Origin of the sequence: Pandoraea sp. XJJ-1 (assembly GCF_026802345.1) — a bacterium.
Taxonomy (GTDB): domain Bacteria; phylum Pseudomonadota; class Gammaproteobacteria; order Burkholderiales; family Burkholderiaceae; genus Pandoraea; species Pandoraea cepalis.
Map to the genome: position 1 here is coordinate 2,850,407 of NZ_CP113827.1, position 13,121 is coordinate 2,863,527.

Genomic DNA, 13,121 nt, shown 5'->3' on the forward strand with positions numbered 1-13,121 from the left:
CCGATGCTGATCCTCGCCGGAATCTCGCTGGTTCCGCCGCGCTATCTGGCACTGCTGCTCCTTGCCGGCCTCGGCCTGCGATACCGGCACAACTTGCGCGCCCATCGGCTGCTTATGCCCGTCGAATGGGCGGTGGCCGGTGGATTGGCCGCGCTCGCGTTCGCGACAGCGCTGAGCAACAGCGAGCTGTTGCTGCGGTGTTATCCGGTCGCTGTCAATCTCGGGATGGGGCTCACGTTTGCGATGTCGCTCCGCGCCCCCATGTCGATGGTCGAGCGCATCGCGCGGTTGCATCAGCCCGACCTGCCGGTGGACGCGACGCCCTACCTGCGCAACGTCACTCGCGTGTGGATCGTATTTTTCATCTTCAACGGCGCCGTCGCGCTCGCCACGGCGCTTTGGGCGTCGCGGGAGATCTGGTCGCTCTATAACGGCGGAATCGCATACGTACTGATCGGCCTGCTGTTTGCGGCGGAATGGTGGTGGCGTCGGCGCATGTTGGCGCGAAAAGCGTCCGCTTGCGCGGCAGGCACGTCGCCGCCGGAGGGCGCGGCATGAGCGTTCCCGCCTCGATCGAATCGTCCGCCCCGTCAGCATCGCCTGCCTCACACGAGCGTTCCGCAGGACTGGCGCCCTGCGCGTGCACGCCGCTAGCCGAACTGCTGCGCGCGCCTCGCGCGCCGTCGCTCGTCGTATGCGTGGACGGCCGATCCGCCGCAGACGACGTGCATGGGCTCGGCACGTTTGGCTCGCTCACCACGCGCGCCTGGCGCGAACGCGTCGGGGCGTTGCACGCTGTCTTTGCGGCACGCCCTGCCCTGCGACTGGCGATGTGTCTGGACGATCCGTACGACATGAGCTGCGCCCTTTTCGCCGCGTGGGCCGCGGGGCGAACCCCGGTCGTGTTACCCAACGCACTGACCCAGACACGCCGCGACTTCGCCTTCGCCTTCGACGAGGCCATCGATGCGGCCACGTTGGCTTCCTGTGCGGATCGTCGTGATGACATGAACGTCGTGCCAGGGATCGCGCACACGGCGCTCGCCGCAGCGCTGCCCGCCTCGAGCGAATTGATTGTCTACACCTCGGGAAGTACCGGCGAGCCGAAAGCCATCACGAAGACGCTCGCGCAACTCGATGACGAAGTGCAGATGCTGCACCGGCATTGGGGTGCGCAATTGCAAGCGGCGCTCGTCGTCGCGAGCGTGCCGTGCCATCACATCTACGGGCTGTGGTTTCGCATGCTCTGGCCGTTGGCCGCTGGCGTGCCGTTTGCTCGGCACACCTTCGCGGAGCCCTCGCAAACGCAGCAGTGGCGCACGTGGCCTGCCGTCGTCTGGATCGCTGGCCCCGCGCAGCTGACGCGTTGGCCCGCATGGCTGGGCGACGACGTTTGGCGCGATGCGCCCCGCCTCACCTTCTCGTCGGGCGGTCCACTGCCCAAGGACGCGGCGCTGCAATGCGCCCACCTCGTGCGAACCGCTCGGCCTTCGTTGCCGGCAGACGTGGCGCACGCCCCGGTCGAAGTGTTCGGCAGTACGGAAACAGGCGGCATCGCGTGGCGTCAGCAGGATCGCACGTCCGACTGGACCCCGCTCGACGACACACGCGTGCGATTGACCGACGAGGGTGCACTGGCAATCTGCTCGCCGCGTGTCAACCACGGGCGCTGGTGGCCGACCGACGACGGCGCCGTCGTGCATCCCGACGGGTCGTTCGCCTTGACGGGGCGCCTCGATCGCACCGTCAAGATCGAGGGCAAGCGGCTCTCATTGCCCGGCGTTGAAGCGGCGCTGCTGCGCCACGAATGGATCGACGATGCCGCCGCGGCCGTGGTCGCGGGACGCCTCGCCGTCGCCGTCGTCCTCAGCCCTGCCGGCCGGTGCGCTTGGCGAGAGCGCTCGCTCAAGACCGTGCGTGAGACGCTGCGTCACGCGTTGGCCGCGACCTTCGATGCGACGATGCTCCCGAAGCGCTGGCGTTTCCTGATGACATTGCCCGTCAATGAACGCGGCAAGCGCACGGCCGCCGACATTGCGGCACTTTTCACACCGGCGTCCCCGTGGCTGCCCTCGGTGCTGGGCGTTCGGTGGAACGATGCCGACGACCCTGCCCCCGCAACCGCACTCGACGGTTCGCTCGTGATGTCCCTGCGCGTGCCGCCCGAGCTGGCGCACTTCAACGGTCACTTTCCAGGACTGCCGCTGCTGCCCGGCGTGGTGCTGATCGACTGGGCAACGCGGTTTGCCGCAGCGCATGCGTCGCAAGACGCCGCACGTCATGGCTGGGCGGTCGCGCCAACGTCGTTACATCAAGTCAAATTCTCCGCGCCCGTATTGCCGGGAACACGCTTCGACCTCACGCTGACGTTCGATACCTCACGCCGTCGCGTGCACTACGCCTACGAAGGTGCCCGCGGACCTGCCGCGACCGGATATCTCGTCTACGCCGCGCCGCCCGCGCTTGCCGGAGAGGCGCAACGATGACGACAACACTCGGTCCCAGCCTGTCGCCATGCCCTTTCCTGCCGTGCGTGCTGATCCCGGTGTACAACCACCCGGCGCAAATCGCACGCATCGTCGACACGCTGCTCGCGCAAGGCCTTCCGGTGCTGCTGGTCGATGACGGGAGCGACGCCCCGACGCGCGACTTGCTCGTGGCCATTCAGGCCAACCACCCGCAGACCGTGACGCTGGAACGGCTACCGCGCAACGTCGGCAAAGGCGGCGCCGTCTCCCACGGATTGCGCCGCGCCCACGCGCTCGGATTTACGCACGCCCTGCAAGTCGATGCCGACGGTCAGCACGATCTGTGCGACGTCTCCGCCTTTCTCGAAGACGCCCGCCAGCACCCGAGCGCCGTGATCTGCGGCACGCCACGCTACGACGCGTCCGTGCCCAAGGGGCGTTTGTATGGCCGCTACATCACGCACTTCTGGGTGTGGATCGAGACATTGTCGTTCGACATCGCCGATTCGATGTGCGGCTTCCGGGTCTATCCGCTTTCGGCCACCACCGCGCTGCTGGCGCGCCACCGGCCACCATCGCGCATGGCCTTCGACACCGACATTCTGGTGCGTCTGTACTGGCGCGGCGTGCCGATCCAGAGCCGGCGCACACGCGTCGTCTATCCGGAGAACGGGGTTTCGCACTTCCAGATGTTGCGCGACAACGTCGGCATTTCCTGGATGCACACGCGGCTCGTATGCGCCATGATCCCGCGCGCGCCGGGACTGCTGTGGCGGAAGTGCCGCCGCAAGCCGAGTGCACATGCCCAGGCGGTGGCAGCCATGCCGGCCGCCGCAACATCCTCCGCGACATCCTCCGCAACGCCCACCGTCGACGACGGCCTGGCGTGGTGGCGGCGCCCCGAGCGCGGCAGCTTGCTGGGCATGCGCCTGTTGGCACTGGCTTGCCGGTGCTTCGGTCTGCGCACGGCGCGCGTCTGCCTGATTCCCGTGGCGGCCTATTTCGCGCTGAAGGACACACAAGCGTGCGCGGCCTCGCGCGATTATCAGCAGCGGCTCCGGAACGCAGCCCCCGAACTCGGGCTGCCGGCGCCCACGCGATGGCACACGTTCCGGCATCTTCTGGCGTTTGCCAACGCGGCACTGGATAAATTCGCCGCCTGGCGCGGACTCCTCGGCGAGCGCCATGTCCAGATCGACGACCGTGCCACGCTCGACGCGGCGGCCAGCGATGCGCGCGGCGCCCTCGTCATCGGCTCGCACCTCGGCAACCTGGAGATGACCCGCGCACTCGCCCGTTCGCGCGGCATCGACCGCATCCATGCCGTGGTCTACACCCGTCACGCCCAGCGATTCCGCTCGATGCTCGCCGGGTCGAACGACGCGTTTGCCGAGAACCTGATCGAGGTCGACGACATCGGCCCCGCCACGGCCATCATGCTGCGTGAGCGCATCGACCGGGGCGACTGGCTTGTCATCGTCGGAGACCGCGTGCCTTCCACCGAGGGTGGTCGGGTCGTGCCGGCCCCGTTCCTCGGCGCATCGGCGCCGTTCGCGCAAGGGCCGTTCATTCTCGCCGCCTTGCTCGAGTGCCCGGTGTATCTGCTTTTCTGCCTGCGCGACAAAGCGTCTTACCGACTCTATTTCGAACCGTTCGCCGATGCCGTGGCGTTGCCGCGCGCCCAACGCGAGGTCGCCCTGCGCACCTACGCCGAGCGCTATGCGCGTCGGCTCGAGCACTACTGCCGTCAGTACCCGATGCAGTGGTTCAACTTTTTCGATTTCTGGCGAGGCAAGTCGCCACAATCATGATGCAACTACCGACTTCACTGAGCGACGCCGATGCGCGCGCCGGCACACCCCCGCGCCATGGGCTTCACGATGCGCCCCCTGACGCCGACGCGCGCCGCGCGACAGCGCCGGCCGTCGTGTTCGGCCAGGCCCGTCTGACGATCGAAGACATTCTCGCGCTGGCCCGACGCACCCGCAGCGCGCGTCTGTCCACCAACCCCGTGTGGCAAGACCGCATACGCCGCGGCGTGAGCGCGCTGCACGCGCACCTTGCGGCCGGTCGTCCCGTCTACGGCGTCACGACCGGTTACGGCGATGCCTGTGTCGTCGACGTGCCCATGTCGCTCATCGAAGCATTGCCCGCACAACTGACGCGCTACCATGGGTGCGGCATGGGCGAATGGCTCGACGACCCGGCCGTGCGCGCCGTGCTCGCGTGCCGGCTGGCGTCGCTCGCCCAGGGGTACTCGGCCGTGCGCCCGGAACTCCTCGAGGCACTCGTCCACCTGCTCGCCCACGACGTGCTGCCGCGCATTCCGTCCGAAGGCTCGGTCGGCGCGAGCGGCGACCTCACGCCGCTGTCGTACGTCGCGGCTACGCTCATCGGCGAGCGCGACGTGACGTATCGCGGCCGCCTCTGCGCAGCGTCGGCGGCCCTGGCCGCCACGGGGGGCGCGCCGATCACGCTGGCCCCGAAGGAAGGCCTCGCGCTCATGAACGGCACGGCCGTCATGACCGCGCTGGCGAGTCTCGCCTTCGCACGCAGTCGCACGCTGGCGCGTCTGGCCGCCCGGCTCACAGCGTTGACGACCGTAGCGCTCGACGGCCGCGCCGCGCACTTCCATCCGACGCTGTTCGACGCCAAGCCGCACGACGGTCAGCGCGACGCCGCCCGATGGATTCGCGACGACTTGTCCGGACGCACGGAACCGCCCGAGGCGCGCCTCCAGGATCGCTATTCGTTGCGATGCGCTCCGCACGTCATCGGCGTGCTCGTCGACGCGCTGAGCTGGGTCCGGCGCGACGTCGAAAACGAGATCAACAGTGCCAACGACAACCCGCTCATCGATCCCGACACCGGCGAAGTCCATCACGGCGGCAACTTCTACGGCGGGCACATCGCCTTCGCCATGGACAGCCTGAAGACGGCGGTCGCCAACCTCGCCGACCTGATGGATCGCCAACTCGCCCTGCTGGTGGACGACAAGTTCAACAACGGCCTGCCCCGCAATCTCAGCGGCGCGACGGGCCCTCGCGCACCAATCAACCATGGTTTCAAGGCGGTGCAGATCGGCGCATCGGCGTGGGCGGCGGAAGCGCTCAAGCACACCATGCCGGCCAGCGTATTCTCACGCTCGACCGAATCGCACAATCAGGACAAGGTCAGCATGGGAACGATCGCCGCACGCGATTGCCTTCGCGTGCTGACGCTCACCGAACAGGTCGGCGCCGCTCACACGCTCGCGGTGGCGCAGGCCGTCAAGTTACGCTTGCGGCACTCGCCGGACGCCGCGCCGCTGCCCGCCGCACTGCGGGCGTGGCTCGAAACGGTCACCGCCCAATCGCCGTTCGTCGACGAAGATCGCGCGCTTGAACATGAATTGCGCGCCGTGCGTGCCTGGCTTGCCGATGGAGGCGATCTGCCTAATGACGACTGAGACGACCGGTCGCCGACCGGAAAAGGCCCCCTGGCTCAGCGCTTTCGCCGACGTCGAGATTCCGTTCCATGACGTCGATGTCATGGAAGTCGCCTGGCACGGCCACTACGTCAAGTATTTCGAGATCGCACGCTGCGCGCTGCTGCGCCGCTTCGACTACGACTATCCACAGATGCAGGCGTCCGGCTATCTCTGGCCCATCGTCGAGTGCCATCTCAAGTACGTTCGCTCCGCGCGCTACGGGCAGCGGGTGCGTGTCACGGCATCACTGACCGAGTATGAGAATCGGCTTCGCATCGCCTACGAGATTCACGACATCGCTACCGAAACGCGCATGACCAAGGGATATACCGTCCAGGTCGCGGTGGACGCGCGCAACGGCGAACTGCAATTCGTGAGTCCCCCCGTCGTACTGAGCAAGTTGGAGGCCGTATGGGCCGCCATCTGATGCCGCGTGCTACGAGCGTGCTTGCCCTCGCCCTACTGGTCGGCGTCGGGCTGTCGTCGGCACCCGCCGTCGCGACCGAAACCGAGACCGCCCCCGTTGCGGCATCAGCGGCGGCCGATTCGGCGTTGCTCCAGCGAATCCTCGCGCAGGTCAGTGCGCATCCCGTGGTGCACGCCGATTTCGTCCAGACGCGAACCTCGGCCTTGCTGACGGCGCCTGCGCTCACGCGCGGCACGCTGGTTTTCGCGCGCGAGCGCGGCGTGATCTGGCAAGTGCGTTCGCCGCAGCCGCAAGGGTATGTCTACGGCCGGCAACGCAGCGCGCGCATCGATGCCGACGGCAAGCTGCTGTCGCTCGACGGGCAGCCGTCGGCCATCTCGCAGCAGATCAACGAATGGGCCAATGCATTCATGCAGGGCGACACCAGCGGACTCGCCTCCCAATTCGGCATTTCCGTCACGGGCACCCTGCGTCGCTGGCAGGTGGTGCTCACGCCCGCACAACCACAGATCGCTCAAGCGATGCGGCGTCTCACGCTCAGCGGCGACACGACCGTGCGCACCGTGACGCTGGAGACCCGGCGCGGTGAGACCGTCCAGTGGCAGTTCGACAAGGTGCGCACCGGCGACACGCTCGACGTGCAAGCGCAACGCCTGCTGCGAATGGTCGAATGACGCCACGCACTCGGGCATTGCGCCGCACACTCACCTTCGCCCTCGTCGCGGGCCTCGTGCTGCTGGGTATCTGGCTGCTAGCGGTGCGCCATCTGCCGCTGCAGACCAATGTGCTCGCGCTGTTGCCCACGACCGAGCGCGATCCCGTCGCGGAGCAAGCCGTGGACCATCTGGCGGGCAGCGTCAGCGACCGTGTCGTGGTCCTGATCGGCGCGCCCGACGCCCACGCGGCCCGCGCCGCCGCTGCGCGTTTCGACGCGCTGGCCCGTGCGAGCGGCGCTTTCGCGAGCGTGCAGGGTCGGGTGCCGCCGTTCGACCCGGCCTTCCTCTCGAATTTCTATCGGCCGCATCGCTTCCAACTCCTCTCGCCAGCGGATCGCGGCGACCTGGAGGCGCAGCTTCGCCGACATGCGTCTGGCGACGCGAGCTTGCCGCCGCTATCGCTGGCCCATTCCCCCTTCGGCCTGACCGACGCGGCCGATGACCCCTTTGGCTGGCTCGACCGCTGGCTCACGCGGCTGCCGTTCGGCCAGCTTCGGATGTTGCCCGACGACGGTTGGCTGAGCGCGCGCCAAGCGGGGAAGACATGGGTGCTCGTGTTGCTGCAAACGCAAGGCCCGGCCTTCGACAGCGCGGTGCAGCAGCGAATCACTCAATTCTTCGACACGGCACAAGCGCGGATCGTAGACCTCTCGCCCGGCGTGGAAGTGCTGCGCAGCGGCGCGGTCTTCCATGCGGCAGGGGCACGATCGCAGGCGGAAACGGAGTTGCATCGCATCGGCATCGTTGCAACGCTCGGTATTGCGCTGCTCACGCTCTGGGCGTTCCGTTCGGGCCGCCTGCTCGCCATGGGGCTCGCGACCATCGCCTTCGGCACGCTGTGCGCTGCGCTCGCCACGCTGCTGATCTTCGGTGAGCTGCACTTGCTGACGCTCGTCTTCGGCGCGGCCCTGATCGGCGAAACCGTCGACTATGCCATTCAGTATTTCGTCGGCGTTGGCGGTCTGACGCGCGAGGCAGCCCAGCGCACCCTGCCGATGCTGCGTCCGGCATTGCGCATCGCCCTCGCGACCAGCGTGCTGGGCTACGCGATTCTCGGCACTGTGCCGTTCCCTGCGTTGCGTCAGATCGCCGTGTTTGCGCTGGCGGGCCTGCTCTCGTCCTATGTGTTCGTCGTTTGGGCCTTGCCCGCCTTTCTGCCGCGCGAGGTGCCTGCGCTGCGCGCGCCGGTCGTCGCCCTTGCCCAACGCTGGCTGGCGATCTGGCGCGGCGCGCTTGCCGGGCGGCGCGGCACGGCGGTGGGGGGGCTGATCCTGCTGGCATGCGTGCCGGGCTGGTGGCGGCTGGGCGTCGACGACGACGTTCGCCGGCTCATTGCCCGCGATCCCGCACTGGTCGCGCAAGAGCAGGCGATCTCGCGCATCACCGGTATCGACGGAGCCACGCAGTTCTGGCTGGTACAAGCCGACAGCGAAGAAGCGCTGCTCCGGCGCGAGGAACAACTCGGCGCGCGCCTCGACGACGCGGCGGCCCGCCGCGATGCCCCCTTCGACGGATGGACCGGCGTCTCCCAGTTCGTGCCGTCCATGCAACGTCAACTCGACAATCGGGCGCTGTTGGGCGCGGCTCGCTTCGACGCGCCCGACGCGTTGGTCGACGCCATGACGCGGGCCGGGTTCCGCCCGGCATTCGCACGGCAATACGCCGATGCCTACGCCGTCGAGGGCGACACGCCGCCGCTTCGGGTCGACCAATGGCTCGCGTGGCCCGGTTCGACGCCGCTACGCATGCTCTGGATGGGCCGGGTAAGCACGTCGGCGGGAGCGGCGTCCGCCCCGGCGAAGGCCGGTCATTTCGCCAGCCTCGTGCGCCCCCACGGCCTGCGCGACAGCGCCGCAGCCGGGCGCGTGGCGGTCGACTTGCCCGGCGTGACCTACGTCGACAAGGCCGCATCCATCTCGGCGCTTTTTGCCCGGTATCGCGTCGCAAGCGGAATTTGGTTCGCCGCCGCCCTCATCGTGGTGACTGGACTGCTCACGCGTCGCTACGGGTGGCGCGGCGCCATCGCCACCATCACTCCGACATTGCTCGCCACCGCGGCAGTGTTCGCGGCGTTCGGCTATCTCGACCTGCCGCTGACATTGTTCGCGCAGATGGGCTTGATGCTGGTCCTGGGCGTCGGCGTGAATTACGCGATCTTTCTGCGTGAGGGCGAACTACGTGCCGGCGGCGACCCGCGCATGGCCGCGATTGCGGTCGCCGGCACGCTGATGTCGGCCGCGACGACCCTGCTGTCGTTCGGCCTGCTCGCCTTCAGCGCCATGCCGAGCCTGCATGCCTTCGGCCTGACCTTGACGATCGGCATCGCATTTGCGTTGTGGCTCGCCCCCTATAGCCTGCGCTACCCGGAACTGCGCTCATGAAGTCTCCTGTCTATCTCCACGCTCTTGGCATGATCAATGCGCTGGGTCACGACCTGCCGGGCATCGCCGCGCGACTGTTCGCCGGCGATACGTCCGGTATGCGGGTTCGTGACGAGGTGCCCGCGCCGCTTACGTCCCCCGCCCCCGTGGTGGGCGCCGTGCGCGTGACCACTGACGCGCTGCCTTCGCTTCCCGCCCGGCTACAGCGGTACGACTGTCGCAACAACCGGTTTCTGGTCGCCGCAGCGCAACCGTTGCACCCCACCCTCGCACGCCATATCGCACGCCATGGGGCAACGCGCATCGGGGTCGTGATCGGTACGAGCACGTCGGGTATCGCCGAAGGCGAAGCCGCGCTGCGCACGCTCGCGGACCGGGGCGCGTTACCGGCGGCGTATCACTACGTCCAGCAAGCCCTCGGGGCACCGGCGCAGTTCGTTGCCGAGTTGCTCGGCGTGCACGGCCCCGCCTACACAATCTCGACCGCGTGCACGTCGAGCGCAAAGGCATTCGGTGCGGCGCGTCGCCTCATCGACAGCGGGATCTGCGATGCCGTAGTGACCGGCGGTGCGGACACGCTATGCGATCTGACCCTCGGCGGCTTCGGCGCGCTCGAGTCGCTCTCGCAGGGGCTCGCGCGCCCGATGAGCCGCCAGCGCGACGGCATCAACATCGGGGAAGGCGCGATGCTCTGCCTGATGTCGCGAGCGCCCGGCGACATCGTCGTGTCCGGCATTGGCGAATCGAGCGATGCTTATCACATCTCGGCCCCCGCGCCGGACGGCCGTGGCGCCATCGACGCTATGCGGGCCGCCTTGCACGACGCCTGCCTGGCGCCCTCGCAGATCGACTATGTTCATCTGCATGCGACCGGCACGCCGAAGAACGACGCGATGGAAAGCCTTGCCACACATGCCTGCTTGGGTGCCACCGCGTGGGCAAGCGGCACCAAACCCATGACCGGACATCTGCTCGGCGCCGCGGGCGCGACCGGCATCGGATTGTGCTGGCTCACGCTTTCAGGCGATGGCCGCCTCCCGCCGCACGTCTGGGATGGAGACGCCGCCCCCGAGCTCAGCGCCCTGCGGCTCGTCACCCCCGGCACCACGCTCGGTCGCGCCCCTCGCCACGTCATGACGAACGCCTATGCATTTGGCGGGAACAACGTCAGCGTCATCCTCTCGCGCGCGGAGGCCCTGTGATGCCCGCCGCTTCTGTCTGGCCGCCGATCGAGACGCTGCTGCCGCACCGGCCGCCGATGCTGCTCATCGATAACGTTTGCGAGCACGACGCCGAGTCGATCTGCGTGCAGGCAACGCCCGATGCTCACGCCTGGTATGCGGATGCGCACGGCAACATGCCCGTTCACATCGTCATCGAACTCATGGCGCAGGCGATTGCCGCGCACGAAGCGCTCACCCGTCGTATCGAAGGCCTGCCCCCCGCGCCGGGCGTGCTGCTCGGCACACGCCGCCTCGAAGCGCGTGTGGCCTCGCTGCCCGCCGGCGTGCCGGTTCTCGTGCGTGCCACATGCGTGCTACACGACGACAACGGCAACGGTGCCTACGACTGCTGCGTGCAGGCCGACGACGAGACAGTGGTCGATGCCACGATCAAGGTGCATCAGCCAACCGATTTCTCTGCCTTCTTGATGGAGCCCCAATCATGACCCGACGCGTTCTCGTCACCGGCAGCAGCCGGGGCATCGGACGGGCCATCGCCCTGCGCCTCGCGCAGGACGGCTTTGCCGTCACCGTTCATTGCCGTGAGCAGATCGCTCCCGGCGAAGCCACCGTCGCGCAGATTCGCGAAGCGGGCGGCACAGCCACGCTCGTGTCGTTCGATGTCCGTCATCGCGATACCTGCCGACAAGTGCTCGACGCCGACGTTGCCGAACACGGCGCGTACTACGGCATTGTCTGCGGCGCAGGCATCACGCGCGACAACGCGTTCCCCGCGCTGTCCGACGACGATTGGGACAGTGTCATCGACACCAGCCTCGACGGCTTCTTCAATGTCGTCCATCCCCTCACGATGCCCATGGTGCGACTGCGCGCCGGCGGTCGCATCGTCACGGTGGCGTCCGTCTCCGGGGTGATGGGCAATCGCGGCCAGGTGAACTACAGCGCCGCGAAGGCCGGTCTGATCGGCGCCACGAAAGCCTTGTCGGTCGAATTGGCGTCGCGCCGAATTACCGTCAACTGCGTGGCGCCGGGGCTGGTCGACACCGGCATGCTCGAGGGCGTGGCGCTCGACGAAGCGCTGCGCATGGTGCCCATGCAACGCGTCGGCCGCCCTGACGAGGTGGCGCATGTGGTGTCGTTCCTGATGTCGGACGGGGCCAGCTACGTGACTCGCCAAGTCATCGGCGTGAATGGAGGGATCGTCTGATGACACGCGTCGTAGTGACTGGATATGGCGGAGTGACAGCGCTTGGCAGCCGCTGGGAAGACATTGAGCGGGCGCTGCGCACCGGGCAGAACGCCGTGCGCCGCATGCCGGAGTGGGACTACTTCGAAACGCTCAACGGGCGCCTCGCCTGCCCGGTGGAAGACTTCGCTGCGCCGTCGCACTGGCCGCGCAAGCAATTGCGTTCCATGGGACGGGTTGCCCAACTCGCGCTTCGGGCCACGGAACATGCCCTCGCCCACGCAGCGCTGGATGTCGCCGCGCACGACCCCGGCGATATCGGTGTGGCGTACGGGTCGTCATCGGGCAGCATCGCGCCGATTCAAGCCTTTGGCGTCATGGTCGACACGGGATCGATGGCCGGCGTGACGTCGACGAGCTACATCCAGATGATGCCGCACACGACGGCTGTCAACATCGGCGTGCACTTCGGACTCCAAGGCCGCATCATCCCGACGTCGAGCGCCTGCACGTCGGGCAGCCAGGCCATCGGATACGCATACGAAGCCATTCGCTTCGGCCGCGCGAAAGTCATGCTCGCTGGCGGTGCCGAAGAATTGTCCGGCCCCGGTAGCGCCGTCTTCGATACGCTGTACGCGACGAGCACGCGCAATGACGAACCGAAGCTCACGCCGCGCCCGTTCGATGCGGCGCGCGATGGCCTCGTGGTCGGCGAAGGCGCTGCCACGCTGGTGCTCGAATCGCTCGAACATGCGCAAGCGCGAGGGGCCACGATTCTCGCGGAAATCGTCGGCTTCGGCTGCAACACCGACGGCAATCACGTCACGCAACCGACCGCGGCCACGATGGCACGCGCCATGCGGCTCGCGCTCGACGATGCGGGTCTCGCCCCGCAGGCCATCGACTACATCAGCGCACACGGCACGGCCACGGACCGCGGCGATGTTGCCGAGAGCGAAGCCACCGGCAGCCTCTTCGGAACGCACGTGCCGATCAGCGCCATGAAGAGCTATCTGGGCCATACCCTCGGTGCGTGCGGCGCCATCGAAGCATGGTGGGCTATTGAGATGATGCTTCGCGACTGGTTTGCCGGCACGCTCAATCTCGACACACCGGATCCGGCCTGTGCGCCGCTCGATCACATCGCGGGCGCTCAGGGCCGCGATCTGGAAACGCAGCGAATCATGAGCAACAACTTTGCGTTTGGCGGCATCAACACGTCGCTGATCTTTCATCGATTTGCGGGTTGACGGGCGTTGCGCAGCGCAACGTCCATTCACAACGGAGAAG

Annotated in this window: 11 protein-coding genes; all 11 read left to right on the forward strand. The window is 67.7% G+C overall.

Annotation, left to right across the window (positions count from 1 at the left end):
- Positions 1-3 precede the first annotated feature (3 nt).
- From OYT13_RS12950 to OYT13_RS13000, 11 genes are read left to right on the forward strand one after another with little or no spacing between them, the layout of a single operon-like run.
- On the forward strand, positions 4-558 hold the full coding sequence (locus tag OYT13_RS12950) for a hypothetical protein (protein WP_017234536.1): 555 nt from the start codon (positions 4-6) through the stop codon (positions 556-558).
- On the forward strand, positions 555-2,486 hold the full coding sequence (locus OYT13_RS12955) for an AMP-binding protein (protein ID WP_261938490.1): 1,932 nt from the start codon (positions 555-557) through the stop codon (positions 2,484-2,486). The genes OYT13_RS12950 and OYT13_RS12955 overlap by 4 nt, the downstream gene beginning before the upstream one ends.
- Entirely contained in the window at positions 2,483-4,279 is a 1,797-nt protein-coding gene (locus tag OYT13_RS12960) for a glycosyltransferase family 2 protein (RefSeq protein ID WP_017234534.1), read from the forward strand. Before OYT13_RS12955 ends, OYT13_RS12960 begins: the two co-directional genes overlap by 4 nt.
- Positions 4,276-5,916 carry an HAL/PAL/TAL family ammonia-lyase gene (locus OYT13_RS12965; RefSeq protein ID WP_254440946.1) on the forward strand — a complete coding sequence of 547 codons (1,641 nt, stop codon included), beginning with the start codon at positions 4,276-4,278 and terminating at the stop codon, positions 5,914-5,916. Before OYT13_RS12960 ends, OYT13_RS12965 begins: the two co-directional genes overlap by 4 nt.
- Positions 5,906-6,364, forward strand: coding sequence for an acyl-CoA thioesterase (locus OYT13_RS12970; RefSeq protein WP_017234802.1), 459 nt, complete (start codon positions 5,906-5,908; stop codon positions 6,362-6,364). Before OYT13_RS12965 ends, OYT13_RS12970 begins: the two co-directional genes overlap by 11 nt.
- Positions 6,349-7,038: a LolA family protein gene (locus OYT13_RS12975; protein WP_017234801.1), complete on the forward strand. Its 690-nt coding sequence runs from the start codon at positions 6,349-6,351 to the stop codon at positions 7,036-7,038. The genes OYT13_RS12970 and OYT13_RS12975 overlap by 16 nt, the downstream gene beginning before the upstream one ends.
- The gene (locus tag OYT13_RS12980; protein ID WP_261938488.1) at positions 7,035-9,461 is read left to right on the forward strand and encodes an MMPL family transporter; all 2,427 of its coding nucleotides are present in this window, start codon (positions 7,035-7,037) and stop codon (positions 9,459-9,461) included. The genes OYT13_RS12975 and OYT13_RS12980 overlap by 4 nt, the downstream gene beginning before the upstream one ends.
- Complete coding sequence (locus OYT13_RS12985) at positions 9,458-10,663, forward strand: beta-ketoacyl-ACP synthase (RefSeq protein WP_017234800.1); 1,206 nt, start codon at positions 9,458-9,460, stop codon at positions 10,661-10,663. The genes OYT13_RS12980 and OYT13_RS12985 overlap by 4 nt, the downstream gene beginning before the upstream one ends.
- Positions 10,663-11,130, forward strand: a complete 468-nt coding sequence (locus OYT13_RS12990) for an ApeP family dehydratase (protein ID WP_017234799.1) — start codon at positions 10,663-10,665, stop codon at positions 11,128-11,130. Before OYT13_RS12985 ends, OYT13_RS12990 begins: the two co-directional genes overlap by 1 nt.
- The gene (locus tag OYT13_RS12995; RefSeq protein ID WP_150562948.1) at positions 11,127-11,852 is read left to right on the forward strand and encodes a 3-ketoacyl-ACP reductase FabG2; all 726 of its coding nucleotides are present in this window, start codon (positions 11,127-11,129) and stop codon (positions 11,850-11,852) included. Before OYT13_RS12990 ends, OYT13_RS12995 begins: the two co-directional genes overlap by 4 nt.
- Positions 11,852-13,081 carry a beta-ketoacyl-ACP synthase gene (locus OYT13_RS13000; RefSeq protein ID WP_268566349.1) on the forward strand — a complete coding sequence of 410 codons (1,230 nt, stop codon included), beginning with the start codon at positions 11,852-11,854 and terminating at the stop codon, positions 13,079-13,081. The genes OYT13_RS12995 and OYT13_RS13000 overlap by 1 nt, the downstream gene beginning before the upstream one ends.
- The last annotated feature ends 40 nt before the right edge of the window (positions 13,082-13,121 follow it).